We start from the raw sequence: 24,053 nt of genomic DNA on the forward strand, positions 1-24,053 counted from the left end.
ACATGGTCGCACTCGTCATTGCTGAACACGACAACGGCTCCCTCAAGGGCGCTACCCACCACACCGTTACTGCCGCCACCCAGTGCGGCGAAGGTGGGGCAAATGAGGTCCACATCCTGGTCGCCGGCTCCGGCTGCGGCGCCGCCGCCGAAGCCGCCGCGCAAATCGCGGGCGTCTCGAAAGTGCTGGTCGCCGACGCGCCGCACTTCGCCGACGGCCTGGCCGAGAACGTCGCCGAGCAGATCCTGGCGATCGCCGGCAGCTACTCGCACATCCTGGCCCCGGCCACCGCCTACGGCAAGAACATCCTGCCGCGCGTCGCCGCCAAGCTGGACGTGGCCCAGATCTCGGAAATCACCAAGGTCGAGTCGCCGGACACCTTCGAGCGTCCGATCTACGCCGGCAACGCTATCGCCACCGTGCAGTCGAGCGACAGCGTGAAGGTCATCACCGTGCGCGGCACCGCCTTCGATTCCGCCGCGACCGGCGGTTCGGCCGCGATCGAGCAGGTGAGCGCCGTCGCCGATTCGGGCAAATCGACCTTCGTGGGCCGCGAACTGGCCAAGTCGGACCGTCCGGAACTGACCGCCGCCAAGATCATCGTCTCGGGCGGCCGCGGCATCGGCTCGGCCGACAACTTCAAGCTGCTCGAACCCCTGGCCGACAAGCTGGGCGCCGCCATGGGCGCTTCGCGCGCGGCGGTCGACGCCGGCTTCGTGCCGAACGACTGGCAAGTCGGCCAGACGGGCAAGATCGTCGCCCCGAACCTGTACATCGCGGTCGGCATCTCGGGCGCGATCCAGCACCTGGCCGGCATGAAAGACTCGAAGACCATCGTCGCCATCAACAAGGATCCGGAAGCGCCGATCTTCTCCGTGGCGGATTATGGCCTGGTGGGCGATCTGTTCGACGTGGTGCCGGAACTGGTCAAGGAACTGGGCTAATCCATACTGCAGGTGGCATCCACCACCAACACATGATCCGTCGTTCCGGCGAAGGCCGGAACCCAATTTCGTAGCGTACCTCTGGCGTTTGACGTCAGTGGTGGCGCCAGCAAACTTGGGTTCCGGCCTACGCCGGAAGTCTCGTTTGGCAGTGCCAAACGAGACGTGAAGCTTATGGCATTACATCAGGAGACAAAGGTGAGCTACCAAGCCCCGCTGAAAGACATGCAGTTCGTCCTGAACGAACTGGCCAACCTGGCCGAGATCAACCAGCTCCCCGGCTGCGAAGACGCGACCCCGGACACCGTCGACGCCGTGCTCGAAGAAAGCGCGAAGTTCTGCGGCGAAGTCATCGCCCCGCTGAACCACGCGGGCGACAAGGAGCCGAGCTTCTGGCGCGACGGCACCGTCACCACCTCGAAAGGCTTCCGCGAAGCCTTTCGCGCCTTTGCCGATGGCGGCTGGCAGGGCATCCAGCATCCGAGCGAATTCGGCGGCCAGGGCCTGCCCAAGCTGGTCGCGACGCCGTGCATGGAGATGCTGCACGCCGCCAACCTGTCGTTCGCACTGGCCCCGCTGCTGACCGATGGCGCCATCGAAGCGCTGCTCACCGCTGGTTCGGACGAGCAGAAGCAGCTGTTCCTCGAGCCCCTCATCAGCGGCAAGTGGACCGGCACCATGAACCTGACCGAGCCGCAGGCCGGTTCCGATCTGGCCGCCGTGCGCACCCGCGCCGAGCCGCAGGGTGACGGCACCTTCAAGATCTTCGGCACCAAGATCTTCATCACCTACGGCGAGCACGACATGGCGGAGAACATCATCCACCTGGTGCTGGCGCGCACCCCTGACGCGCCGCCGGGCGTGAAGGGCATCTCGCTGTTCATCGTGCCGAAGTTCCTGGTCAACGCCGACGGTTCGCTGGGCGCGCGCAACGACGCCCACTGCGTCTCGATCGAGCACAAGCTGGGCATCAAGGCTTCGCCGACCGCCGTGCTGCAGTTCGGCGACCACGGCGGCGCCATCGGTACCCTGGTCGGTGAAGAGAACCGCGGCCTCGAATACATGTTCATCATGATGAACGCGGCCCGCTTCGGCGTCGGCATGCAGGGCGTCGGCCTGGCCGAACGCGCCTACCAGCAGGCGGTCGCCTTCGCGAAGGACCGCGTGCAGTCGCGCGAAGTGGCGGGCTCGCCGGGCCCGGTCGCCATCATCAACCACCCGGACGTGCGCCGCATGCTGATGTCGATGCGTTCGCAGACCGAGGCGGCGCGCGCGCTGGCCTACGTCGGCGCGGGGCTGTCGGACCTGGCGCACAACCACGCGGATGAAGCCACCCGCAAGGCCAACCTGGCCGTCTACGAATACCTGGTCCCGATCATCAAGGGCTGGTCGACCGAGATGAGCGAGAACGTGGCGCGCGACGGCGTGCAGGTGCATGGCGGCATGGGCTTCATCGAAGAGACCGGCGCGGCCCAGCACTACCGCGACGCCAAGATCCTGACCATCTACGAAGGCACCACTGCCATCCAGGCGAACGACCTGGTGGGGCGCAAGACGGTGCGCGACGGCGGCGCGGTGGCCAAGGGGCTGATCGCCCAGGTGCGCGCGCTCGAAGCCCAGCTGGGCGAGCTGCAGGGCGAGGAATTTGCGGCGATTGCGCGCCAGCTCAAGCTGGGGTCTGCGGCGCTGGAGGAAGTCGTGGACTATGTGGTCGCGAATGCGAAGTCGGATGTGCGTGCGGTGTTTGCGGGCAGCGTGCCGTACCTGAAGCTGGCCGGCATCGTGCTGGGCGGCTGGCAGATGGCGCGTGCGGCCGTGGTTGCGCAATCGAAGCTGGCCGCGGGGGAGGGCGATGCGTCGTTCCTGCGGGCGAAGATCGCGACGGCGCGGTTCTTTGCGGATCACGTGCTGTCGGGCGCGTCGGGCCTGCGTACCGCCATCGTCGAAGGTGCGCCGGGGGTGCTGGCGCTTGAAGTCGAGCAGTTCTGACGACTCAAGGAACTTGGGTTCCGGCCTTCGCCGGAACGACGTGCATATATTGTTGGCCTAAAGACCGTCGTCCCGGCGCAGGCCGGGACCCAAGTTTGCACGCGAACCGTCAGCCGTACGCCCCGCCCGTATAAAGCAAATCAAACACCCTCGCAATCGTCCCAATCAGCACGATCGCCCCCACGCCGAGTATCAACACCAGCAACAACGGCAACACCCAGTTCGACCGTGACGCCTTCCCGCTCCCCTGGTTGTATTGCTTGTCCCACGCCTCATCCGGCGTCAAGCCAATCACCAGCCCTTCAATGAACCCGGCGATATACGACAGCAGCAGCGGCAGGACCACATAGAAGGGATGCGGCTGCACCGCCCCCCACAGGATGCCGGTAACGGGCAGCGCGCACAGATGCAGCAGGCCGAGACGGTCGGTGCCACCCTTCAGATAAAAGCGGTGCACGCCGAAACCGCCCAGCAGCAGGGCGAGCAAAGTAGCGAAAGTCTTGTTCTTGTGCTGGACGGCCATGGACGTTGCCAAAAGTTCAGGAATGCACGAGTATCGTGCAAAACGATGAGAAAGGCACGCATTGCGTGACGCCGGCGATGATCAAGACCCGCTCGTATCTAGCAGAAGTCCAGCTGAAATCCACGGCCCCGCTCGATCCGCCGGCATTCCCGTTCATGCTTCCGGCCATCCGCTCGCTCGAGCGCCTGCCGTTTCACCCGAACGTCACCTTCCTCGTCGGCGAGAACGGCTCCGGCAAGTCGACCCTGCTGGAAGCGATCGCGGTCGGCATGGGTTTCAATGCCGAAGGCGGCAGCAAGAACTTCAAGTTCGCCACCTACGAATCGCACTCGGTCCTGCATGATCACCTGCGCCTGGTGCGCGGCATCGAGCGGCCGCGCGACGGCTTCTTCCTGCGCGCGGAAAGTTTTTACAACGTCGGCAGCGAGATCGAGCGCCTCGACAGCGAGCCGGGACTCGGGCCGCCGATCAAGAGTTACTTCGGCGGCAAATCCCTGCACGCGCAGTCGCATGGCGAATCCTTCCTCACCCTGTTCATGGAACGCTTCCGCGGCCAGAGCTTCTACATGCTCGACGAACCCGAGGCTGCCCTGTCGCCGCAGCGCCAGCTGGCCCTGATCAGCCGCCTGCACCAGCTGGTCGGCCAGCGCTGCCAGTTCATCATCGCCACCCATTCCCCGATCCTGATGGCCTACCCGAACGCCCTCATCTACGAGTTCGGCGAACACGGCATCCGCGAGATTGCCTACCAGGATACGGAACACTACCGCGTGACCCATGACTTCCTGGCCAATCCCGAGCGCATGCTGGCAATCCTGATGGATGAGAAGTAGGGTGGCTGGCCTTGTGGCGAAAAATGCGCGATAATGCTCAATTCGCCGAACCTCACGTTGCGTGTCCGCCGTGTTGCTATAAACGCTTGCTGCTATCTAGGCTTACGCGCTATAATCGTCGGCTTTCTCCGTCCAATACAACTTTTTGGAAATATTATGGTCGTTATCCGTTTGGCTCGTGGCGGCGCAAAAAAGCGCCCGTTCTACAACATCGTTGCAACCGATTCGCGTAACCGTCGCGATGGCCGTTTCATCGAGCGCATCGGTTTCTACAACCCGATGGCATCGGGCGCTGAAGTCGGCCTGCGTATCGCAGCTGACCGTCTGGCTCACTGGCAAGGCGTTGGCGCACAACTGTCGCCGACCGTTGCTCGCCTGGTCGCCAACCAGCAGCCTGCAGCCTAAGTAGGAAGAAGGTTTGACCGATTCGGCAGCATCCGGGGTGCAAGTCCCCGACGACCTGGTCCAGGTCGGATATGTGTCCGGTGCATTCGGGATCGTGGGTGGCCTGCGTGTCACTCCCTTCTCGGTCGACGCCGACGCGCTGCTGAAGGTCAAGACCTGGTGGCTCGACAAGCCGGCCCAGCGCTGCGTCTCCGTGCGGAGCGCGAAGCTGCATGGCGGCGACGTGGTCGCCACCCTGGTCGGCATGCGTGACCGCAACGACGCCGAGGCGCTCAAGGGCGCCGGCGTGTTCGTGGCGCGCAGCGAGTTCCCGAAGCTCGAAGAAGACGAATTCTACTGGTCCGACCTGATCGGGCTGGACGTGGTCAACCTGGAGGGTGAAGCCCTCGGCAAGGTGACCGACATGATGCACAACGGCGCGCAATCGATTTTGCGGATCACGCCGGTGGCGGTCGAAGGTGCCCAGGATGCGAAAGTGTCGGAGCGCCTCGTGCCGTTTGTGGATCAGTTCGTCAAGACCGTCGATCTCGGCGGCAAGAAGATTACCCTGGACTGGGGTCTGGATTATTGACCCGGTCCTTCTGAAGCGAGGTCCCGATGCAGTTTGACGTCGTGAGCTTGTTTCCAGAGATGTTCGTGGCATTGACGCAGTCGGGCGTGACCCGGCGCGCGATCGAGCAGAAGCGCTGGGGTCTGACGATCTGGAATCCGCGCGATTTCACGCAGGACCGCCACCGCACCGTGGACGACCGCCCCTACGGCGGCGGCCCCGGGATGGTGATGCTGGCGAAGCCGCTCGAGGCGACCATTGCCGCCGCCAAGCAGCGCCAGGTCGAGCTCGGCTTGCCGGCGCCGCGCGTGGTGTTCATGTCGCCGCAGGGCAAGCCGCTGACGCACGAACGTGCGATGGCCTTGAAGAACGAGCCGGGACTGGTGATCCTGTGCGGCCGCTACGAAGCGGTGGACCAGCGCTTGCTGGACCGCTGCGTCGACGAGGAAATCTCGATCGGCGACTTCGTGCTGTCGGGCGGCGAATTGCCGGCGATGGCGCTGATGGATGCGGTGGTGCGCTTGCTGCCCGGCGTGCTGGGCGACGAAGCATCGGCGGTCGAAGACAGTTTCGTCAACGGCCTGCTCGATTCGCCGCACTACACGCGTCCGGAAGTCTACGAAGGCGCAGCGGTGCCGCCGGTGCTGTTGAAAGGCAACCACGCGGAAATCATGAAATGGCGCCGCCAGCGCATGCTGGAAGCGACATCGAAGAAACGGCCGGAACTGCTGGACAAGGCGCGCGCCGCCGGCCAGCTGACCAAGGCCGATGAAAAGTTTCTGGCGGAGCTGAACCGGCCCGCCGAGTAAAGAATGTGCCTCGTGCGCATGTGAAGGTGGACATGTTGTCCGCTTGTTTAACCCCATCCTCTACCGGGCAACGCAGTACCTCCGCGCCGGCAAGATGGTCATTGGAGTAATAAAAATGGATCTGATCCAACAACTCGAGCAAGAAGAAATCGCGCGCCTCGGCCGCGACATCCCTGACTTCGCACCGGGCGACACCGTGGTCGTCAGCGTCAACGTTGTCGAAGGCAACCGCAAGCGCGCCCAGGCATATGAAGGCGTCGTCATCTCGCGTCGTAACCGCGGCCTGAACTCGAACTTCATCGTTCGCAAGATCTCGTCGGGCGAAGGCGTCGAGCGTACCTTCCAGCTGTACTCGCCGCTGATCGCTTCGATCGAAGTGAAGCGTCGTGGTGACGTCCGCCGCGCCAAGCTGTACTACCTGCGCGAGCGTTCGGGCAAATCGGCACGTATCAAAGAAAAACTGCCGCAGCGTAAAGTCAAGACCGCAGCAGCAGCTGAGTAATCGCTACTGTGTCCTGAAAAAGGCATCCGCAAGGATGCCTTTTTCTTTATGTGTCGAAAGAATATGCTTTGAGCAAGCCTCTGTTTGATCCCGCCCTGATGCCGGTCGAAGGCCTGGCCGGGGAGCCGCCGCTCCAGCCGTCCCAGCTGAGCGTGCAAGCCGTGCGCGCGCGCTTCGCGCAGACCTTGCCCTGGGATCCGGAAACCTCCGACGAAGCCCTGGCCGCGCCCGCCTTGCGCCTGCGCCGCGCCAGCGTGCTGGTGCCACTGGTCGCGCGGCCCGACGGCTTATCCGTGCTGCTGACCAAGCGTACCGACCACATCAGCCATGCGGGCCAGATCAGCTTCCCGGGCGGCCGCGCCGAGGAACTGGATTCCTCGCCGATCGAGACCGCGCTGCGTGAAGCGGAAGAAGAGATCGGCCTGCACCGCCGCCACGTCGAGATCATCGGCGTGCTGCCCGAACACGTTACCATCAGCGCCTACCGCGTGCTGCCGGTGGTCGCGCTGGTGCAGCCGCCGTTCGAGCTGAGCGCCGACCCGGGCGAGGTGGCCGAGATCTTCGAAGTGCCGCTGAACTTCCTGATGTCCGGCGCCAACCACGAGCGCCGTTCTGTGGCCTTGCCCGACGGCGTGGGCAAGCGCAATTTCTATGCGATGCCCTACCAGGGTTACTTCATCTGGGGTGCGACGGCGGCCATGCTGCGCAACCTCTACCATTTCCTGCGCGCCTGACCGTCCACGGGGCGAACCCGAGCCCTGCCTCCATTTCCCGATTTGATTCCCGCCCGCTTCTCCGTTATCGTAGCGGGCAGCATGGTATTGCCAGAACAAAAAAGGATTCCTGAATGACATTTTTCTCCATCCTGGTCGCGCTCATCATCGAACAGCTGAAACCGCTGCGCGCCGACAACCAGGTCTATGGTGGCATCAAGGGCTTCGCGATGCGCATCGAAGGCTGGTTCAATGCGGGCGAGCAGAAGAATGGCCGCATGGGCTGGATCCTCATGATGCTGGCCCTGATGCTGCCGACCTGGCTGGTCTACTGGTTCTTCATGCACTACAACTTGGTGCTGCTGGCCTTTGCCTGGAACGTGCTGATCGTCTACCTCACGCTCGGTTTCCGCCACTACAGCCACTATTTCACCTCGATCCAGCTGGCCCTGAACCAGGGCGACGAAGCCACCGCGCGCCAGTTGCTGGCCGAATGGACCCGCCTCGACACCGTCGGCATGGACGCCACCGAGATCAGCCGGGTGGCGGTCGAAAAATCCCTGATCACCACCCACCGCAACGTATTCGGCGTATTCTTCTGGTTCCTGATGCCGCTGGGGCCTGCCGGCGCGGTGATGTACCGCGTGTCCGAATACCTGGCGCGCGCCTGGAACGAACCGGACCACATGCGCAACGAGGCCTTCGGCCGGTTCGCCGCGAAAGCCTTTTACTGGATCGACTGGATTCCGGTGCGCCTGACGGCGGTCGCCTTCGCCGTGGTCGGCAATTTCGAGGATGCGATCTATGCCTGGCGCAATTTCGCTTATCGCTGGGCGGAGGAGTCGAAGGGCATCCTGCTGTCCGCCGGCGGCGGCGCCATGGGCGTGCGCCTGGGCACGCCGCTCGAGAACGCGCCGCAGCCGCTGCCGATGGACGCCGCCACGGTCGACCTGAGCGACCGCGACGCCGAGTTCCTGCCGGGCGAGGAACCGAACCTGCGCGCGCTGCAGAGCACGGTCGGGCTGGTGTGGCGGGCGCTGATCCTGTGGATGATCCTGCTGCTCCTGCTGTCGAGCGTGGTGTGGCTCGGTTGAGGCTCAGGTTGTAACGGGCCTCGTCCGCAGGTCTTCTATAAGATATAATACTGGGGTTGTTCTCATCCACGCAGTATTCTTGTATCAGCAAGCAGCACTATGGCCGAGTTACCGCACACCACGGATGCAAAACTGAAGGACGAGTTTTTCATCCTGGGCATCACCAGCAAAGGCAGGCAGTTCCGTCCCAGCGACTGGGCCGAGCGCCTGTGCGGCGTCATGTCCTGCTTCGCCCCCGGCAGCGCCGGCCGCAACGCCCACCTCCAGTTTTCCCCCTGGGTGCACCCGACCATCGTCAATGGGGTGAAAGCCGTGGTGGTCAGCCGCGAGCTGCAGAAGGTCGAGCCGCTGGCGTATCACTTCGTGCTGAACTTTGCCAAGGATAACGATTTGCAGGTGGCGGATGCGTGCTTCGTGCCGCCGCCGGATGAGAAAAAGGGCTAAGGGCGGACCTACCGGATTATCGAACTGGCGCTATGATGAAAGTCGTAGTGCCAGTTTTTGTTTGTGGGGCCTGAGTTGAGGTCGTGGTCTGCAGGCAGGAATTGGGTTCCGGCCTTCGCCGGAACGACGTGCGTGGGGACGTGGCCGAGCTTGCTTTTACCACTAGCCTGAAGACCGTCGTGCCGGCGTAGGCCGGTACCCAATGTCCCCAGCATACTGCTTGCTCATCCTTTCCCCGCACAAACAGGGGGGAAACCATGCACATCGGCCAAATCTGCACCAGCCAGGCCACCCACTGCACCCGCGACGAAACCGTACAGGGCGCCGCGCTCCTGATGCGGCGCCAGCACGTGGGCGACGTGATCGTAGTCGACCGGTTCGACGGCGCCAGTGTCCCGGTCGGCATCCTGACCGACCGCGACATCGTGGTCTCCGTCATCGCGCCCGGCCTGGACCCCGCCAGCCTGCAGGTCGGCGACATCATGAGCGAAGACCTGCTCACCGCGCGCGACAGCGACGACGTCTACGAAACCATCGAGAAAATGCGTCTGCGCGGCATCCGCCGGGTGCCGGTGGTGGACGGGAGCGGCAGCCTGGCCGGCATCGTCAGCGCGGACGACCTGCTCGAATTCCTGGCGGAAGAGATGGGAGAGTTGTCCAGGATCAGTCCTTGGCAACAAGCTCACGAGCGGCGCGCACGGCAATAGTCTTTGGTCTGTTACCATCCCGCATTAACTTTCTTGCGGGGTGGACACATGAACTGGACGAGGGAAGCCAACTTGATCGAACGCGGCGTCGGCGCACGCCTGTTGACCGGGATCGCGGCCGGCGCCCTGGCCTTCGTGATGGGTGGCGCGGCCTGGGCCGCAAAACTTGAACCGGCGCCGCTGCCGAAAGGCGTCACTCTCGGCCCCTCGGTCGAAGGCATCACCGAATACCGCCTCGCCAACGGCCTGAAGGTGCTGCTGTTCCCGGACGCCTCGCGCCCCTCGATCACGGTCAACGTCACCTACCTGGTCGGTTCGCGCCACGAGAACTACGGCGAGACCGGCATGGCCCACCTGCTCGAGCACCTGCTGTTCAAGGGCACCAAGAAGAACCCGGACATCACCGGCCAGTTCGCGCGCCGCGGCATGGATTTCAACGGCACCACCTCGCTCGACCGCACCAACTACTACGAAGTGTTCCAGGCCTCCCAGGACAACCTCGACTGGGCGCTGCAGATGGAAGCCGACCGCATGGTCCATTCGCCGGTCGCCCAGAAGGACCTGAATTCCGAAATGACGGTGGTGCGCAACGAGTACGAGAGCGGCGAGAACTCGCCCGTGAACGTGCTGATCAAGCGCATGCAGAGCGTGGCCTACGACTGGCACAGCTATGGCCGCTCGACCATCGGCAACCGCAGCGACATCGAGAACGTCAAGATCGCCAACCTGCAGGGCTTCTATCGCACCTACTACCAGCCCGACAACGCCGTGCTGCTGGTGGCCGGCAAGTTCGACGCCAACAAGACCCTGGCCTCCATCCAGCGCCTGTTCGGCGCCATCCCCAAGCCGAAGCGTTCGCTGCCGCAGTTCTGGACCGTCGAGCCGACCCAGGACGGCGAGCGCAGCTTCGCGGTGCGGCGCCAGGGCGACGTGCAGATCGTCGCGCTCGGTTACAAGGTGCCGTCCGACCTGCAGGACGATGCCGAAGCGCTCGGCTTCGCCAGCGAGATCCTGGGCGACGCGCCCAACGGCCGCCTGCACAAGCTGCTGGTCGAGACCGGCAAGGCCAGCCAGGTGTTCGGCTTCGCCCAGACTGGCTTCGCACCCGGCCTGCAATACTTCGGCGCCATCGTGAAGAAGGGCGAGCCGATCGAACCGGTGCGCGAAGCGCTGACGCAAGCCGTCGAGGAATTCGCCAAGAACCCGCCGACGAGCGAAGAAATGGAGCGGGTGCGCCGCTCCTACATGAACACGATCGAGCGCAGCCTGAACGACCCGCAGGCGGTCGGCGTGGCGCTGTCCGAGATGATCGCGCTTGGCGACTGGCGCCTGTACTTCCTGGGCCGCGAACGCCTGAAGACGACCAGCGCCGAGCAGGTCGCCGCCGCCAGCGGCCGCTATTTTCTACGCAGCAACCGCGTGACCGGCACCTTCGTGCCCGAGGACGCCTCGCAGCGCGCCGCGATCCCGCCGGCGCCAAGCGTGGACGCGGTGATGAAGGACTTCAAGCCGAGCGCGTCGAGCCTGGTGTCGGAAGACTTCGACCCCAGCCAGGCCAACATCATGAAGCGCACCCAGCTCACCACCGCCGGCGGCGTGAAGCTGGCGCTGCTGCCCAAGAAGAACCGCGGCGAGACCGTCACCGTCGACCTGCGCCAGCACTTCGGCGACGAGAAGAACCTGTTCGGCAAGGGCGCGATTCCCGCCCTGACCGGCGCCATGCTGATGCGCGGCACCGCCCAGTACAGCCGCGCCCAGCTGGCCGACGCCTTCGACAAACTCAAGATGAGCGGCAGCCCGCAGCACTTCCAGACCACCCGCGAGAACCTGCCGGAAGCCCTCAAGCTGGCGGCCCACGTGCTGCAGCACCCAAGCTTCCCGGCGAGCGAATTCGAGCAGCTGCGCAAGCAGATGCTGGTCGGCCTGGAAGCCAGCCGGGCCGAGCCGCAAAGCGTGGCGGGACGCGCCCTGGCGGCCCACTTCGAGCAGTACCCGCGCGGCGACATCCGCCACGCCAACACGCTCGAAGAAGACATCGAGGACGTCAAGGCCGCAGGCCTGGAAGACGTGGCCGCCTTCCATAAAACCTTCCACAACAGCAGCCCGGCCGAGATGGCGATCGTCGGCGACTTCGACCCGAAGGAGATCGTGCCGCTGGTGGATTCCCTGTTCGGCAAGTGGACCGCCTCCGCCCATGTGGCGCCGGTGCTGACCAGGCACGCCGAGGTGGCGGCCGCCAGCCGCTTCATCGATACGCCTGACAAGGAAAACGGCTTCTACACCGCGCGCATGAACCTCGACCTGAACATCGAGGATCCGGACTATCCGGCCCTGATGCTGGCCAACTACATCTTCGGCGAGGGCGGCCTGAAGTCGCGCCTGATGGACCGCATCCGCCAGAAGGATGGCCTGTCCTATGGCGGCGGCTCGAGCCTGGATGCGGGCGACCTCGATCGCGCCGGCGCGTTGTCGATCAGCGCGATCGCGGCGCCGCAGAACCTGCGCAAGCTGGACGCCGCCGTGCGCGAGGAAGTGTCGCGCGCCGTCAAGGACGGTTTCACCGCCGCCGAACTGGCCGACGCCAAGTCCGGCCTGATGCAGCAGCGCCTGCAGAACCGCGCCAACGACGCCGTGCTGGCCTCGGGCTGGACCGGCTTCCTGTACCGCGGCCGCACCTATGACTGGTCGGCCGCCTTCGAGCGCAAGCTGATGGCGGTCACCCTGCCGCAGCTGAATGCCGCCTTCCGCAAGGCGATCGACCCCGCTAAGTTGTCGGTGGTGATGGCCGGCGACCAGGGCAAGGCGAAGGAAAGCGGGAAATGACGCCAAAATAGCAACACGATACGTTCCGCATTGTGACAGAAGCGTTCTGCTGCGTTAGAATGTTTCCTTTGGGAAGCATCAGTTGCATAGCATCAGGAGCATCATGAAAGGGACATCCAAAGCGCAGCCGGTGGCGGAACTGCCATTCACCGGCAAAGTCGCTCTCGTCACCGGCGCCGCCAGCGGCCTGGGCCGCGCCACCGCGCTTGCCTTCGGGCGCGCCGGCGCCTGCGTCGTCGTGGCCGACACCGCCATCGACGGCGGCCACGCGACCGCCGCCATGATCGTCGAATCGGGCGGCAAGGCGCTGTTCGTGCGCAGCGACATCGCCAGGTCGGGCGACGTGGCCGCGCTGATCGAAAAGACCATCAACTACTACGGCCGCCTCGACTTCGCGGTCAACAACGCCGGCGTCGACGAGGAAGCCGCGCCGCTGGCCGATGGCGAGGAAGAGCAGTACGACCGCATCATGGGCGCCAACGTCAAGGGCGTGTGGCTGTGCATGAAGCTGCAGCTGCGCCAGATGCTCAAGCAGGGCGGCGGGGCGATCGTCAACGTGTCCTCGGTGTCCGGCCTGGTCGGCGCGCCGAACCGCGCGATCTACGCGGCCAGCAAGCACGCGGTGGTCGGCCTGACCAGGAGCGCCGCCGCCGAATACGCCCGCGAAGGCATCCGCATCAACGCGCTGTGCCCGGGCGCCGTCAAGACCCCGCACATGGCGCGCGCCGCCGAGGAAGGGCAGCTGGAGGCGCCGGCGCCGATGGGCAGGTTCGCGGAGGCGGCTGAGGTGGCGAATGCGGCGTTGTGGCTGTGTTCGGAGCAGGCGTCGTATGTGAATGGGCACGAGTTGGTGGTTGATGGTGGTTTCACAGCTGTTTGAGTCACCGCACCGCCGGCCTTCCCCTCTGGCCTAAAGACCGTCGTACGCCCCACTGGGGCATATGACGGTCTTGAGGGTAACGGTAATGGTGGCGTAGCGGGCCAGACGCCCAATCGACCCGCATCGCCCAATCAACCCGCATTCAACTCCGCCACGAAGTCATACATGTCGCCCCTGAAATAGGAACGACAAAACTCCACCGCCCGTCCATCCCGGGCAAACCCCAACCTCTCCACGCACAGCCCCGCATCGCCCTCGCGCGTCTGCAGCAGCTTCGCCTGTTCGCCGTTGAGCAGCAGCGCCGACAGCCGCTGCAGCGCGCGCACCGGCCGGTTGCCGCTGGCTTCCAGCGCCGCGTACATCGAATCGTCCACCGCGTCGAGCGAGGGCAGGGCGAAGGCGGCGATGGTGGCGTATTCGAGGCACATTGGAACTTCGTCGGCGAAGCGGATGCGGTTGAAGCGGTACACCGGCGTGCCGGGCGACAAGCGCAGGCGCAGCGCTTCCTCGGGCGTGACCAGGCCTTCCGAGCGCTTGATCCAGACATTGCGCGGCGCGCGGCCGCGCGCCCGCATGTCCTCGGAAAACGAGCTCAGCTTGGCGAAGTTCTTCTCGAAACGGGTGTTGACGAAGTTGCCGGCGCCGGCGCGGCGCACCAGCAAGCCTTCCTCGACCAGGGCGTCGATGGCTTTCCTCACCGTGATGCGCGAGATGCCCAGTTCCTGGGCCAGCTGGCGCTCGGCCGGCAGCGCCGAGCTGGCGCTCAGGGCGCCTTCGTCGATGGCGCGGCGCAGCGCCTGCTGGAGCTGCTGGTAGAGGGGGAGCTTGGCGCCGGCGGCGGCCGACTGCATCAGGTCTGCGATGGCATTCATGCAACCATTCTACAGCCTCACTTCGGCCGCGGGTCCCTCAGGCGGTGCTGCGACACCGCGACGCGTCCGGCGCGGATCTCGCGCACCGCTTCGGCCACCGCGCGCGCGACGTTGCGCACCTCTTCCTGGAAGGCGGTGTCGCGGTCCAGCGTGGCGTGGCTGTCGGCATAGGATTCGTAGTAGCCGATGAAGCGGTCGAGCTGGGCGAAGCTGCCGGCGTCGACGAAATCCATCCAGCCGAACCAGTCGGCCAGCGAGCGGCGCGTGCCTTCGATGCCGGCCACGTCGCCGTGCACCACCACGCCGTAGGCGCGGCCCGCCAGGTGCTTCGGATAGTCCCAGCCGGCCAGTTCGATCTCCTTGGCTACCTCGGCTTTCTTGCCGTGGGTGGAGGAGGGGTCGGGGTTGCCGCCGTCGGCGCACACCAGGCGGTCGATCATGAGCTTGAGCGGCGAAGGCGACTGGTACCAGTAGACCGGGGTGATGATGATGACGCCGTGCGCCAGCACCCAGCGCTCGTAGATCTCGTTCATCCAGTCGTTGACCTGGCGCTCGGCGTGGTTCGGATAGCAGCTGCAGGGCCAGTGGCACAGCGGCATGGCGGTCGAGACGCAGCCCTTGCAGGGGTGGATGTGGCGGTCGTAGTCGGAGTTCAGGAGGCTCAGGTCGAGCACGTCGGCCTCGAAACCCTGTTCCATCAGGAGGTCGCGCGCCAGCATGGTCATGCGCCAGCTCTTCGAGATCTCGCCGGGGCAGGTGCCGTCGTTGCGCGAGGAGCCGTTGATCAGGAGCACGCGGTTGCGCGAGGCCGGGTCTTTCTGGTGCCGCTCGGCGGCCAGCAGGCGCTCGTGCGTCTCCTTCCATTCGACCGAGAGGTCGTAGGACGGGTCGGCGTAGCCGGGGCCGGCCTTCACCGTACGCGGGGCCTTGCGGCCCTCGTGGTAGGCCTCCCAGGCGACCTGTTCGATGGCCGCGAGTTCCTGCTCCAGCGCGTCGTAGCCGGGATCGTGGAATGCGTTGCGGAAGCGGATGTGGAATTCGTTGCGCCCCAGCTTGGCGGGCGCTTGCCCTTTGCGTACCTCTGTCATGCCGCCTCCGTGAATTTGCCGAAATTATCGACTGGACGGTGATGGCGAGAATGTGCGCGCGCGCACACTGGGCAAGAAAAAAGCCGGACGGTGTCCGGCTTTGCTGGGGGCGAAAAGGATCAGCCCTGCTGGTTCAGGTACAGGATCCAGTACTTGGCGAGGTCGCCGGCGCCGCCGGCGCCCTTGATGCCCTCGAAGGTCTGGATCGCCTCGGCCTTCTTGCCGGCGCGCGCCTGCGCCATGCCGAGGCGCAGCTTGGCTTCCTCGACGTTCTTCAGGCCGCCCTTGGCGATACCCTGCTGGATGAAGCCGATGCCCTTGTCGGCCTGGTCCATGGTGGCGTAGGCCCAGCCCAGGTTGACGAGGCCGGCGCCGGTCTTGGCCTTGGCGGCCGAGGCTTCGCCGCTGGCGATGTTCTTGGCGTCGTCGGCCGCGCCCTTGTTGGCCTTGTCGCGCAGGGCGGCGTGGGCCTTGGCGTTGCCGCCGGTGCCGAGCACGCCGTTGGCGTAGCCGGCGTCCAGCGCTTTCTTGGCTTCGGTCGGGAAGCCGTCGCGCAGGGCCAGTTCGGCCAGGTTGGTGTACTCTTCCGGCGCCATGCCTTTCGGTGCGACCGCGAACTGCAGGCGGTACAGGTTGGCCAGGTGGGTGTCCTGGTTGAAGCCCGCCTTGCGGCCCACGCCTCGGCTGACCAGGTCGGTCCAGAAATCGTCGCTCGGGTAGGCGCGCACGAGTTTCTCGAGCGCCACGATGTAGCCGGCGTCATCCTTCATCTTGATGGCCGACGAGGCCAGCATGCGCAGGTCCTTCTCGGCCGGTTTCTGGCCGGCTTTTTCCTGGGCTTCGATGATCGGCAGCAGGGTGTCGCGCGTCTTGGCGAAATCGTTCTGCAGGTAGTAGGCGCTGGCCATCGCCGGGCGCACCGCGTCCGGGGTCTGGCTTTCCTTGGTGTAGCGCTCGAACCATTCCAGCGCCTTCGGATAGTTCTTGGCGTTGAAGTACATATTGCCGAGGGCCTGCATGAAGTTGGCCTTGTCGCCGGCGCTCAGCTTGCCCGAATTGATCACGGCTTCCAGCGCCGGAATCGCGGCGGCATCGTTGCCGGTCGACGAAGCCACGGTCAGCTTCATGCGGTTGATCACGTAGTCTTCGTACGGGGTACGGTTCGGGAAGGCTTCGGCCTGGGTGATGCGGCTCTGAACTTCAGTAAAGTTCTTCGCGTCCACCAGCGGCTTGACCGCGGCCGGGTCGAGCAGCTTGAAGATTTCTGGGCGAACGGTGTCCTGCGGCGCAGCTGCAGCTGCCGGCGCATCGCTCTTCTGCTGCGCATGAGCGCTGGACACCAGCGCCGGTGCGGTCACGCCGAAAGCGGCGAGCATCAGGCAAAGGCGGGCAAGACGGAATTGGGCCATGGAATATCCTCGGTCTAAATAATGATGAGCAAGGGCAGATGCGACATGTCTAAACGTAAACATGGCGAAAATGCCATTACGGACAAAACGTGCATTGTCCCATAAAAGCCTTTTTCAGGCTCGGCAATTGTGCCGCAGGCCGTGCGCGATGGGGTGGACGGTTACATGGCGTTACCTTGGCTGGCGCGGGACGATTGCTGCAAAGTAGGCGCGGTTCAGGTAGCATGCCGCCTTGCCTCGAAAGTATGATCCTGCCGATGTTCCATTCGTCCCACCTCGCGCTCGTCCGCGTCGACCACGCGGCGCGCGCATGAGTTCCCCGCTGCTGCCCAACGAACCCCGTGTCGCGAAAGACGGCGTCCAGGCCGCGCTGACCGCGCGCCACCTGCTGCCCGTGCTGGCCCAGTTCGAAGCCTGCCTGCTCTACCTGCGCGCCGAGGTCGACCCGGTCCTGCGCGGCCGGCTGCCGGTCAAGCTCGGCAAGCCTTATCCGCTCGGCCAGTGCCTGGAAATATCGAAGGCCATGCAGGAACGTCTGGCGACGGTGGAGGAGGCCGAGGTGCCGCCCGATGCCGCCGTCGGCCTGCGCGCCCTGCGCAGCTTCCAGCGCGCCGGCGGCGCCATGCGCCAGGTCTGGGGCGACCTGCGCGGCCAGTATTTCCAGAACGCCTTCCAGATCGGCACCCTGTATGTCGACGTGTCGAACGACACGGTGACGGTGACCAAGCCGAAGGTGGAAGTCCTGCCATTCGAACAGGCCCGGTTCAGCGCGATCCGCGACTACCGGCACTTCGCCCGCGTGGCTGAGAGCTACTGGGGCGAGACTGCCTACCCGAACCACGTGCTGCCGCAGCTGGCGCCGCACTGTCCCCTGGTCATGGTGAACAAGAGCGGCCGCATCCAGCTGCGCGCCGCCACCGACTACATGCTGGCCCTGACCCGCAGCCAGGCTTTTGCGCCGAGCGAGGCGCTGCTGCGCGACGAGCCGATGCCGCAGGAGGTGTTCGAGCGCGTGCGCCAGGCCTTGCAGGGCAGCGGCCAGGTGCTGGCCCCGGATCCGGCACAGGGCCGCCAGCTGGCGCTGGCGCAGTGCCGCCGCCAGCGCGGCGCGGGCGCGCACCGCTCGCCGGCCGCGCACGAGGCGGTGATCCGCGAGGCCCAAGCGGTCAATCAAGCGCTCGGCATGCGCACCAATCCATCGAACCAGACATCCACGGAGAACCCCATGTCCACCATCAAGATCGACGCTATCGACTACCCGCTCGACAGCCTGTCCCCGGAGGCGCGCGCCCAGTTGCAAAGCATCCAGTTCGTGGATGCGGAACTGGCGCGCATGCAGGCGCACATGGCGGCGTTGCAGACCGCGCGCGCGGCCTACGTGGCCGCGCTGAAGGCCGCGCTGCCGGCCGCTTAGGCGCCGAAGCCCGGCACCGGGCAGCGTCCCGGCGCATCGATCTCGCCCGCCAGCCAGGCGACCACCGCGTCCACCGCGGGCGGCGCGAAGCCGTAGGTCAGCAGGGCAGGGGTGTCGAAGTCGAGGGCCTGGTAGGGGTTCCACAGGGCGACGTGCAGGTCGGGACGCCAGGTCGCGCGCGCATGCGGGCCATAGCGCTTGCGCGCGGTCGAGGCCAGGATGGTGAAGCGGCCGTCCTGCGGCAGGGCATCCCAAGCGAAGCTGTCGGCGTCGGCGAAGGTGACCAGCTCGACCTCGTAGAGCCGGCCCAGCGCCGCGGCGATGCTGGCCGCCGGCACGCCAGCTTCGGAGACGCCGTCGCTGACCACGTCGGCGCGCGCCACCAGGCGCACCTTGCTGCCGCGCGGCGGACGTTGCGGTTGCTTGAGCGCGGTGAGGCCGGCGCGCCAGGCGCGCGCCATCAGGGCGCGGTCTTCATGCTCGACGGCGTAGGCCGCCGGGCCGGCGGGATGCCTGTCCGCCAGCGCGTTCAAGCGCGCCAGGCGCGCTTCGACTTCGCTCATGGGCAGCACGCCGCTGCGGATCGCTTCCGCGATCGCGTGCACGGTCTCGACCTGCGTTTCGCGCGAACCGATCGCCATCACCATGTCGGCGCCGGCGACCAGGGCGTTCACCGCCGCCTCGCCCGCGCCGTAGCGGTGGGCGATCGCGTGCATGTCCATGCCGTCGGTGATGATCACGCCCTGGTAGCCGAACTGTTCGCGCAGGATGCCGGTCAGGATCGGGCGCGACATCGTGGCCGGGTATACCGGGTCCAGCGCCGGATAGACGATGTGGGCGGTCATCATGGCCGGCGCGCTGGCGGCCGCCATGCGGAACGGCGCGAACTCGAAGCGCTGCAGTTCTTCGAGGGGCTTGTCCACGGTCGGCAGGTCGCGGTGCGAGTCGACGTGGGTGTCGCCGTGGCCGGGGAAGTGCTTGACGCAGCAGGCCACGCCTTCGCTTTCGCTGCCGGCCATCCAGGCCAGCGCGAGGCGGGTCGCGGTGCTCGGCTCGGCGCCGAAGGAGCGCTCGGCGATCACCGGGTTGTGCGGGTTGTTGTTCAGGTCCAGCACCGGCGCGAAGTTCCAGTTGAAGCCGAGCGCACGCACCGCGCGCGCCACGGCGGCGCCGACCTCGCGCGCAAGCGATTCGTCGCCCGCCGCGCCCAGGGCCATGGCGCTCGGCGGCGCCGGCACCCAGGTCGAGCGCACCACGGCGCCGCCTTCCTGGTCGAGCGCGATCAGGGCTTGCGGGCCCATCGCATCCTTCAGGCCGGCGGTGAAGCGGCTCAGCTGGCTTGCGTCCACCATGTTCTGGCGGAACAGGCAGGCGCCGCGCACCTTGTGGGCGCGCAGGAAGGCATCGGTATCGGCGTCGAGTTCGGCGCCGAACAGGCGCACCATCATCAGCTGGCCGGCGAGGTCGAGGCAATCGTTCATATCGCGCATATCGTTTAGTTCGTTTTCGTGACCTTGGAGAGGTGGCGCGGCTTGTCCGGATCGAGCCCGCGCGCTTCCGACAGGCGCGCCGCCATCATGTAGAAGGCCTGGATCGCGGCGATCGGGTCGAGGTCGGGGATGGCCGCCGTCGGCAGGGTCAGGTCGCGGCTCGCCACGTCTTCGGGGGCGGCCAGCAGCACGCGCGCGCCGCGGCCGCGCATCTCCTCGGCCAGCGCCACCAGGCTGGCCTGGGCCGGGCCGCGGGTGGCGAAGATCAGGAGCGGATAGCCTTCCTCGATCAGGGCCATCGGGCCGTGCTTGATCTCGGCGCCCGAGAAAGCTTCGGCCTGCAGGGCCGAGGTTTCCTTGAATTTCAGGCTGGCTTCCAGCGCCACCGGGAAGCTGATGCCGCGTCCCACCACCATGATGTTGCGGGCCGGGGCCAGCACCTCGATCGCGGGCGACCAGTCGACCGTCGTCGCGGCGCGCAGGGCGTCGGGCAGGGCCAGCACGCCGTCCTTCAGTTCCGGGTCGTTCTGCCACTCGGCCACCAGGCGCGCGCCGGCGACCATGCTGGCGATGAAGCTCTTGGTGGCGGCCACGCTCTGCTCTTTGCCGGCATGCAGGGGCATGGTCCATTCGGCAGCGTTGGCCAGCGGCGAGGCCGCATCGTTCACCAGCGCCACCGTGGTCGCGCCGCCGTTGCGGAAGTAGCTGATCGGCTCCACCACGTCCGGGCTCTGGCCGGATTGCGAGATCGAGATCGCCAGGGTGTCGCGCGTGACGAGCGGCGATTTGTACAGCGTGATCAGGGACATCGGCAGCGAGGTCACCAGGCGGCCCATGCGCGCCATGATCAGGTAGGCCAGGTAGCTCGAGGCGTGGTCGGAGCTGCCGCGCGCCACCGTCACGGCGCTGTGGAAGCTGGTCGAGCGCAGCGCGCGGCCCAGTTCCGCGTAGCGGTCGGCGTCTTGCGCCAGCTGCTGCGCGACGCAATCGCCGGCGGACAGGGCTTCCTGGTACATGAGCGAGGTCGGGACGGTCACTGCAGTTCTCCTTCGATATAGACGGCTTTGATGTTCAGGTCGCGGTCGAGGACCACGAAATCGGCATGGCAGCCCGGCGCCAGGCGGCCGCGCCGGGTTTCGCCGAGGTAGTCGGCGGCGTTGGTCGAGACGCGCCGGCTGGCCTCGGCCAGCGGCAGGCCGATCTTGACCAGGTTGCGCAGCGCCTGGTCCATGGTCAGGGTGCTGCCGGCCAGCGTGCCGTCGGCCAGGCGCACGCCGCCCATGCACTTGTGGACCACCTGGCGGCCCAGCATGTATTCGCCGTCCGGCATGCCGGCGGCGGCGGTCGAATCGGTCACGCAGAACAGCTTCGGGATGCAGCGCAGCGCGGTCCTGATCGCGCCCGGATGCACGTGCAGCAGGTCGGGGATGATCTCGGCGTATTCGGCGTGGGCCAGCGCGGCGCCGACCATGCCGGGTTCGCGGTGGTGCAGGCCGGGCATGGCGTTGAACAGGTGGGTGAAGCCGTGCGCGCCGTGTTCGAGGGCGCGCACCCCGTCTTCGTAGCTGCCGCTGGTGTGGCCGATCTGGACCCGGATGCCGGCGTCGGCGATCGCGCGCAGCAGTTCCATGTGGCCGTCGATCTCGGGCGCCACCGTGATCAGGCGCATCGGCGCGGCGTCGTTGAAGCGGTTGACCTCGTCGAGCGTGGCTTCGCGCGCATACGGCGGCTGGGCGCCCAGCTTGCCGGAATTGATGTAGGGGCCTTCCAGGTGCACGCCGAGGATGCGCGCCTCGCCCTTGCCGCGCGACTTGCAGGCCGCACCGATGGCGCCCAGGGCGCGGTCGATGTCCTCGATCGGGGCGGTCATGGTGGTGGCCAGCAGGGCGGTGGTGCCGTGCTTCGCGTGCAGGGCGGCGATCACGTGCGGGGCGTCGCCGCCCTCCATCATGTCGCGCCCCGCGCCGCCGTGCACGTGCACGTCGATGAAGCCGGGCAGGATGTAGTCGTCGCCGTTGGCCGACGGGTCGACTTCGTGGCCGTCGACGCCCTCGACGAAGGCGCCGTGGCGCAGTTCGCCATGGATCCAGCCGTTGGGAGTGAGGATGTTGCCTTTCATTGCGGTGTCCTTTCGAGTTGGCGCGCGATCATGCGCAGCGCGCCGGCGGCCGAGTCTCCCTGGGCGGGGACGCAGCGCGCCAGTGTAGCGGGCGGCAGCCAGGCGCGCAGCACCTCGCCCAGGCCGCCACACAGGGCCAGCGGCAGGCTGTGGCCGGGGTCGAGCGCGTCGGCGATGGCGGCCACTTCCTGGCCGGCGTGTTCGAGGATGGCGCGCGCCACCGGGTCGGTCTCGCCGTGGATGACCACGAAGCGCGCCAGGCTGGCGTAGGTAGTCTGGTTGGCCTTGCCGAGCCAGACCTGCAGCGCGTCGCGCGAACCGCCGCAGAAGTCGATCACTTCGCGCGCAAAGGCGCTGCCCTCGGCGCGGCCGTCGAGCACGTGCTCGACGTGGTTCAGCGCGCGCAGTCCCATCCAGGCGCCGCTGGCCTCGTCGCCGGCGGGGAAGCCCCAGCCGCCGACTTCGATCTTGGTCCCGTCTTCGCGCATGGCTTCGCCGACGCTGCCGGTGCCGATCGCGACGATCGCGCCGGGCCGGCCCGCGTGGGCGCCCATCATGGTGGTGAAGCCGTCGGTGTCGAGGGCGATGGCGGCGTAGCCGGGATTGGCGGCGATGAAGGCGGCCTTCCACTCCTTGTTGTGCACGCCGGCCAGGCCGAGGCCGATGGCGCAGGCGGCGCGTGGGACCGGGTCGATACCGATCTGGGTAAAGGCTTGCCGGACCGCGCCGTCGATGGTGGCCCAGGCCGCGTCGATGCCGCGCGCCAGCGCGGACGGGCCGCCGCTGGCCTGCGCCAGCGCGCTGCCGTCGCGGCGCGCCAGGCGCACGCGGGTGCCGGTGCCGCCGCCGTCGACGCCGATGAGATAGTCGATCATGGAGTGTGCGTATTCTGCCGAGGAGGTCAGCGCACTATAGGCAGGCGGCCCCGGCCTGTCAACAGGTATTTAACTGGTATGCAAATCTACTTTGCACATGACCGGCAAATTGCACCGGAAATTTGCATAAACCGCTGATTATGCGAATCTTTTTATTGGTATGCGAATTGGTATTGTCGCGTCCACTCATTTTGTCCGGTAGCGGCTGCCGCTGCGGTCCACCACCAGCATCTCCTCGCCCCCGCGACCACGGCGGCCGGCGTGCTCGGGGACGTCGACCACCGCATTGCCCGGTCCGCTGACGGCGATCTCGGCGCGGTCGGCGCGCAGCCGGCGGCCGTCGAAGGCGCCGGAGCCGCTGAGCTGCGCCTTGACCAGGTGGACCTTGCCGGCCACCTGGGCATGGCCCGGCCCGCTCATGCGCAACAGCAGGCGCTTGCCGTCCATGCGCGCGTCCAGGCCGCCGGAGCCGCGCAGCTCGGCGTCCAGGGTGTCGGAGACGTTCGCCAGCTCGATGCCGCCGGGGCCGCGCGCCTTGAGCAGGGCGCGGCTGACGTCCAGGCTGCCGCCTTCCAGGTCGCCCGAGCCGGCCAGGTCGGCGGTGAATTCGCCGATCTCGCCGCTGAGGGTGGCGCTGCCCGGCCCGCTCAGGCGCAGCGTGCCTTTCGGCGCGCGCAGGCCGCTGGCCTGCAACTCGCCCGAGCCGTGCACCTCGGCGTCGAACTTCGTGATGGCGCCGGCGACGCAGGCGTTGCCCGGGCCGCGCTGGGTGACCGAGACCGCGTCCACGGCCAGGCCGCAGGCGTCGAAGTCGCCCGAGCCGCTGGCCTCGAGGCGCAGTTCGCGCGCGCGGCCGGACAGCTTCATGCCGCCCGGGCCGGAGATGCGCGCATTCAGGCGCGCCAGGCGCAGGTCGAGGGCTTCGAGGTCGCCGGAACCGCTGAGCGTCGCCGCCAGCGCGTTGCCGACGCCGGACAGGCGCACGTCGCCGGGGCCCGACAGGGTCAGGTTGACGTCGGCGGCCTTCAGGCGCTGCAGGTCGGCGTCGCCGCTGCCGCCGGCGCGCACCGTGAGTTCGCGCACGGCGCCGGCCGCCTCCAGGTCGCCGGGCCCGTCGACCGCCAGCGCGAAACGCTCGCCGGACACCTGGCTCAACGCGACGTCGCCGCTGCCGGACATGCTCAGGCTCCTGAGCTGGGCGGCCGTGATGGCGATGGTGACGCTGCCGCGCTCCTTGCCCCAGCTGAAGCGAAAGCCGTTGCGGTTGGCCGGGCGCACCACCAGGGTGTCGCCGCGCACCACGGTCTCGACGTCCTCGAACAGCCTGGCGTCGCCCGACAGCTCGACCGCCTGGCGGCCCTGGGCGCGCACCACGACCTTGTAGGGACCATCGAGTTCGATGGCGCTGAAGGCGGCCAGCTGGCGCTGCTGGGTGAGCGCGCGGCCGGACGGCTCGGCGTGCCCGGCCTCGGTGGCAAGGAAGCCGGCGGCGATGGCGGCGGCGAGCAGGGCTGGCTTGAAAGTGGGGCGCATGTTCTTTTTCTGGCGAGGTGGGTGAGCCTGCACGATA

23 protein-coding genes are annotated in these 24,053 nt (G+C 66.8%); 14 read left to right on the top strand and 9 right to left on the bottom strand.

Going from position 1 to position 24,053, the window contains the following annotated elements; all coding sequences use genetic code 11:
• Positions 1–2: 2 nt before the first annotated feature.
• On the top strand, positions 3–944 hold the full coding sequence (locus tag LQ564_RS15205) for an electron transfer flavoprotein subunit alpha/FixB family protein (RefSeq protein WP_231058940.1): 942 nt from the start codon (positions 3–5) through the stop codon (positions 942–944).
• A 198-nt stretch (positions 945–1,142) separates the two neighbouring features.
• The gene (locus LQ564_RS15210) at positions 1,143–2,933 is read left to right on the top strand and encodes an acyl-CoA dehydrogenase (RefSeq protein WP_231058941.1); all 1,791 of its coding nucleotides are present in this window, start codon (positions 1,143–1,145) and stop codon (positions 2,931–2,933) included.
• 109 nt (positions 2,934–3,042) lie between these two features.
• Here LQ564_RS15210 and LQ564_RS15215 read toward each other — a convergent pair whose 3' ends face one another.
• Positions 3,043–3,456, bottom strand: coding sequence for an NINE protein (locus LQ564_RS15215; protein ID WP_231058942.1), 414 nt, complete (start codon positions 3,454–3,456; stop codon positions 3,043–3,045).
• A 77-nt stretch (positions 3,457–3,533) separates the two neighbouring features.
• Here LQ564_RS15215 and LQ564_RS15220 point away from each other — a divergent pair, with 77 nt between their 5' ends.
• The 11 genes from LQ564_RS15220 to LQ564_RS15270 all read left to right on the top strand — a co-directional run bounded on the left by LQ564_RS15220 (position 3,534) and on the right by LQ564_RS15270 (position 13,216).
• On the top strand, positions 3,534–4,289 hold the full coding sequence (locus LQ564_RS15220) for an AAA family ATPase (RefSeq protein ID WP_231059001.1): 756 nt from the start codon (positions 3,534–3,536) through the stop codon (positions 4,287–4,289).
• A gap of 156 nt (positions 4,290–4,445) precedes the next feature.
• On the top strand, positions 4,446–4,694 hold the full coding sequence (rpsP, locus tag LQ564_RS15225) for a 30S ribosomal protein S16 (RefSeq protein WP_036216003.1): 249 nt from the start codon (positions 4,446–4,448) through the stop codon (positions 4,692–4,694).
• A gap of 37 nt (positions 4,695–4,731) precedes the next feature.
• A complete protein-coding gene (gene rimM, locus LQ564_RS15230) occupies positions 4,732–5,265 on the top strand; it encodes a ribosome maturation factor RimM (protein ID WP_231059002.1) in 534 nt (177 codons plus the stop codon).
• 26 nt (positions 5,266–5,291) lie between these two features.
• A complete protein-coding gene (gene trmD, locus LQ564_RS15235; protein ID WP_231058943.1) occupies positions 5,292–6,053 on the top strand; it encodes a tRNA (guanosine(37)-N1)-methyltransferase TrmD in 762 nt (253 codons plus the stop codon).
• 115 nt (positions 6,054–6,168) lie between these two features.
• Positions 6,169–6,555 (top strand): 50S ribosomal protein L19, encoded by a 387-nt coding sequence (rplS, locus tag LQ564_RS15240; protein WP_231058944.1) that lies wholly within the window; start codon positions 6,169–6,171, stop codon positions 6,553–6,555.
• A 68-nt stretch (positions 6,556–6,623) separates the two neighbouring features.
• Positions 6,624–7,289 (top strand): CoA pyrophosphatase, encoded by a 666-nt coding sequence (locus LQ564_RS15245; RefSeq protein WP_231058945.1) that lies wholly within the window; start codon positions 6,624–6,626, stop codon positions 7,287–7,289.
• Between the two features lie 113 nt (positions 7,290–7,402).
• Entirely contained in the window at positions 7,403–8,362 is a 960-nt protein-coding gene (locus LQ564_RS15250) for a CobD/CbiB family protein (RefSeq protein ID WP_231058946.1), read from the top strand.
• Positions 8,363–8,461: 99 nt separating this feature from the next.
• Positions 8,462–8,806, top strand: a complete 345-nt coding sequence (locus LQ564_RS15255) for a DUF3579 domain-containing protein (RefSeq protein WP_231058947.1) — start codon at positions 8,462–8,464, stop codon at positions 8,804–8,806.
• Between the two features lie 257 nt (positions 8,807–9,063).
• On the top strand, positions 9,064–9,513 hold the full coding sequence (locus LQ564_RS15260) for a CBS domain-containing protein (RefSeq protein WP_231058948.1): 450 nt from the start codon (positions 9,064–9,066) through the stop codon (positions 9,511–9,513).
• Between the two features lie 138 nt (positions 9,514–9,651).
• Positions 9,652–12,336: a M16 family metallopeptidase gene (locus tag LQ564_RS15265; protein ID WP_371873502.1), complete on the top strand. Its 2,685-nt coding sequence runs from the start codon at positions 9,652–9,654 to the stop codon at positions 12,334–12,336.
• Positions 12,337–12,439: 103 nt separating this feature from the next.
• Entirely contained in the window at positions 12,440–13,216 is a 777-nt protein-coding gene (locus LQ564_RS15270; RefSeq protein WP_231058950.1) for an SDR family oxidoreductase, read from the top strand.
• A 131-nt stretch (positions 13,217–13,347) separates the two neighbouring features.
• On the opposite strand, the gene LQ564_RS15275 is transcribed toward LQ564_RS15270, so the two are convergent.
• The 3 genes from LQ564_RS15275 to LQ564_RS15285 form a co-directional block, all read right to left on the bottom strand.
• Positions 13,348–14,088, bottom strand: a complete 741-nt coding sequence (locus tag LQ564_RS15275) for a GntR family transcriptional regulator (RefSeq protein WP_231058951.1) — start codon at positions 14,086–14,088, stop codon at positions 13,348–13,350.
• Between the two features lie 17 nt (positions 14,089–14,105).
• Positions 14,106–15,176: a flavodoxin family protein gene (locus LQ564_RS15280; RefSeq protein ID WP_231058952.1), complete on the bottom strand. Its 1,071-nt coding sequence runs from the start codon at positions 15,174–15,176 to the stop codon at positions 14,106–14,108.
• 119 nt (positions 15,177–15,295) lie between these two features.
• Positions 15,296–16,585, bottom strand: coding sequence for a tetratricopeptide repeat protein (locus LQ564_RS15285; RefSeq protein WP_231058953.1), 1,290 nt, complete (start codon positions 16,583–16,585; stop codon positions 15,296–15,298).
• A gap of 310 nt (positions 16,586–16,895) precedes the next feature.
• Between LQ564_RS15285 and LQ564_RS15290 the strand changes: the two genes are divergently transcribed.
• Positions 16,896–17,999, top strand: a complete 1,104-nt coding sequence (locus LQ564_RS15290) for a DUF6447 family protein (RefSeq protein ID WP_231058954.1) — start codon at positions 16,896–16,898, stop codon at positions 17,997–17,999.
• On the opposite strand, the gene nagZ is transcribed toward LQ564_RS15290, so the two are convergent.
• The 5 genes from nagZ to LQ564_RS15315 form a co-directional block, all read right to left on the bottom strand.
• The gene (gene nagZ, locus LQ564_RS15295; protein WP_231059003.1) at positions 17,996–19,480 is read right to left on the bottom strand and encodes a beta-N-acetylhexosaminidase; all 1,485 of its coding nucleotides are present in this window, start codon (positions 19,478–19,480) and stop codon (positions 17,996–17,998) included. The two genes, LQ564_RS15290 and nagZ, sit on opposite strands and share 4 nt — an antisense overlap.
• 14 nt (positions 19,481–19,494) lie before the next feature.
• Positions 19,495–20,505: an SIS domain-containing protein gene (locus tag LQ564_RS15300; protein WP_231059004.1), complete on the bottom strand. Its 1,011-nt coding sequence runs from the start codon at positions 20,503–20,505 to the stop codon at positions 19,495–19,497.
• A gap of 17 nt (positions 20,506–20,522) precedes the next feature.
• Positions 20,523–21,608 (bottom strand): N-acetylglucosamine-6-phosphate deacetylase, encoded by a 1,086-nt coding sequence (gene nagA, locus LQ564_RS15305; protein ID WP_231058955.1) that lies wholly within the window; start codon positions 21,606–21,608, stop codon positions 20,523–20,525.
• A complete protein-coding gene (locus tag LQ564_RS15310) occupies positions 21,605–22,483 on the bottom strand; it encodes a glucosamine kinase nucleotide-binding domain-containing protein (protein WP_231058956.1) in 879 nt (292 codons plus the stop codon). The genes nagA and LQ564_RS15310 overlap by 4 nt, the downstream gene beginning before the upstream one ends.
• Before the next feature lie 186 nt (positions 22,484–22,669).
• The gene (locus LQ564_RS15315) at positions 22,670–24,016 is read right to left on the bottom strand and encodes a head GIN domain-containing protein (protein ID WP_231058957.1); all 1,347 of its coding nucleotides are present in this window, start codon (positions 24,014–24,016) and stop codon (positions 22,670–22,672) included.
• Between the last annotated feature and the right edge of the window lie 37 nt (positions 24,017–24,053).

Source organism: Massilia phyllostachyos, from assembly GCF_021044825.1.
GTDB classification, from domain to species: domain Bacteria; phylum Pseudomonadota; class Gammaproteobacteria; order Burkholderiales; family Burkholderiaceae_D; genus Telluria; species Telluria phyllostachyos.

Excerpts from the sequence above, each read along its gene's own strand:
- LQ564_RS15205 (WP_231058940.1), top strand. The coding sequence starts at position 3 with ATGGTCGCACTCGTCATTGCTGAACACGACAACGGCTCCCTCAAGGGC.
- LQ564_RS15215 (WP_231058942.1), bottom strand. The coding sequence starts at position 3,456 with ATGGCCGTCCAGCACAAGAACAAGACTTTCGCTACTTTGCTCGCCCTG.
- LQ564_RS15220 (WP_231059001.1), top strand. The coding sequence starts at position 3,534 with ATGATCAAGACCCGCTCGTATCTAGCAGAAGTCCAGCTGAAATCCACG.
- rpsP (WP_036216003.1), top strand. The coding sequence starts at position 4,446 with ATGGTCGTTATCCGTTTGGCTCGTGGCGGCGCAAAAAAGCGCCCGTTC.
- trmD (WP_231058943.1), top strand. The coding sequence starts at position 5,292 with ATGCAGTTTGACGTCGTGAGCTTGTTTCCAGAGATGTTCGTGGCATTG.
- rplS (WP_231058944.1), top strand. The coding sequence starts at position 6,169 with ATGGATCTGATCCAACAACTCGAGCAAGAAGAAATCGCGCGCCTCGGC.
- LQ564_RS15250 (WP_231058946.1), top strand. The coding sequence starts at position 7,403 with ATGACATTTTTCTCCATCCTGGTCGCGCTCATCATCGAACAGCTGAAA.
- LQ564_RS15255 (WP_231058947.1), top strand. The coding sequence starts at position 8,462 with ATGGCCGAGTTACCGCACACCACGGATGCAAAACTGAAGGACGAGTTT.
- LQ564_RS15260 (WP_231058948.1), top strand. The coding sequence starts at position 9,064 with ATGCACATCGGCCAAATCTGCACCAGCCAGGCCACCCACTGCACCCGC.
- LQ564_RS15265 (WP_371873502.1), top strand. The coding sequence starts at position 9,652 with ATGGGTGGCGCGGCCTGGGCCGCAAAACTTGAACCGGCGCCGCTGCCG.
- LQ564_RS15270 (WP_231058950.1), top strand. The coding sequence starts at position 12,440 with ATGAAAGGGACATCCAAAGCGCAGCCGGTGGCGGAACTGCCATTCACC.
- LQ564_RS15275 (WP_231058951.1), bottom strand. The coding sequence starts at position 14,088 with ATGAATGCCATCGCAGACCTGATGCAGTCGGCCGCCGCCGGCGCCAAG.
- LQ564_RS15280 (WP_231058952.1), bottom strand. The coding sequence starts at position 15,176 with ATGACAGAGGTACGCAAAGGGCAAGCGCCCGCCAAGCTGGGGCGCAAC.
- LQ564_RS15285 (WP_231058953.1), bottom strand. The coding sequence starts at position 16,585 with ATGGCCCAATTCCGTCTTGCCCGCCTTTGCCTGATGCTCGCCGCTTTC.
- LQ564_RS15290 (WP_231058954.1), top strand. The coding sequence starts at position 16,896 with ATGAGTTCCCCGCTGCTGCCCAACGAACCCCGTGTCGCGAAAGACGGC.
- nagZ (WP_231059003.1), bottom strand. The coding sequence starts at position 19,480 with ATGAACGATTGCCTCGACCTCGCCGGCCAGCTGATGATGGTGCGCCTG.
- LQ564_RS15300 (WP_231059004.1), bottom strand. The coding sequence starts at position 20,505 with ATGTACCAGGAAGCCCTGTCCGCCGGCGATTGCGTCGCGCAGCAGCTG.
- nagA (WP_231058955.1), bottom strand. The coding sequence starts at position 21,608 with ATGAAAGGCAACATCCTCACTCCCAACGGCTGGATCCATGGCGAACTG.
- LQ564_RS15310 (WP_231058956.1), bottom strand. The coding sequence starts at position 22,483 with ATGATCGACTATCTCATCGGCGTCGACGGCGGCGGCACCGGCACCCGC.
- LQ564_RS15315 (WP_231058957.1), bottom strand. The coding sequence starts at position 24,016 with ATGCGCCCCACTTTCAAGCCAGCCCTGCTCGCCGCCGCCATCGCCGCC.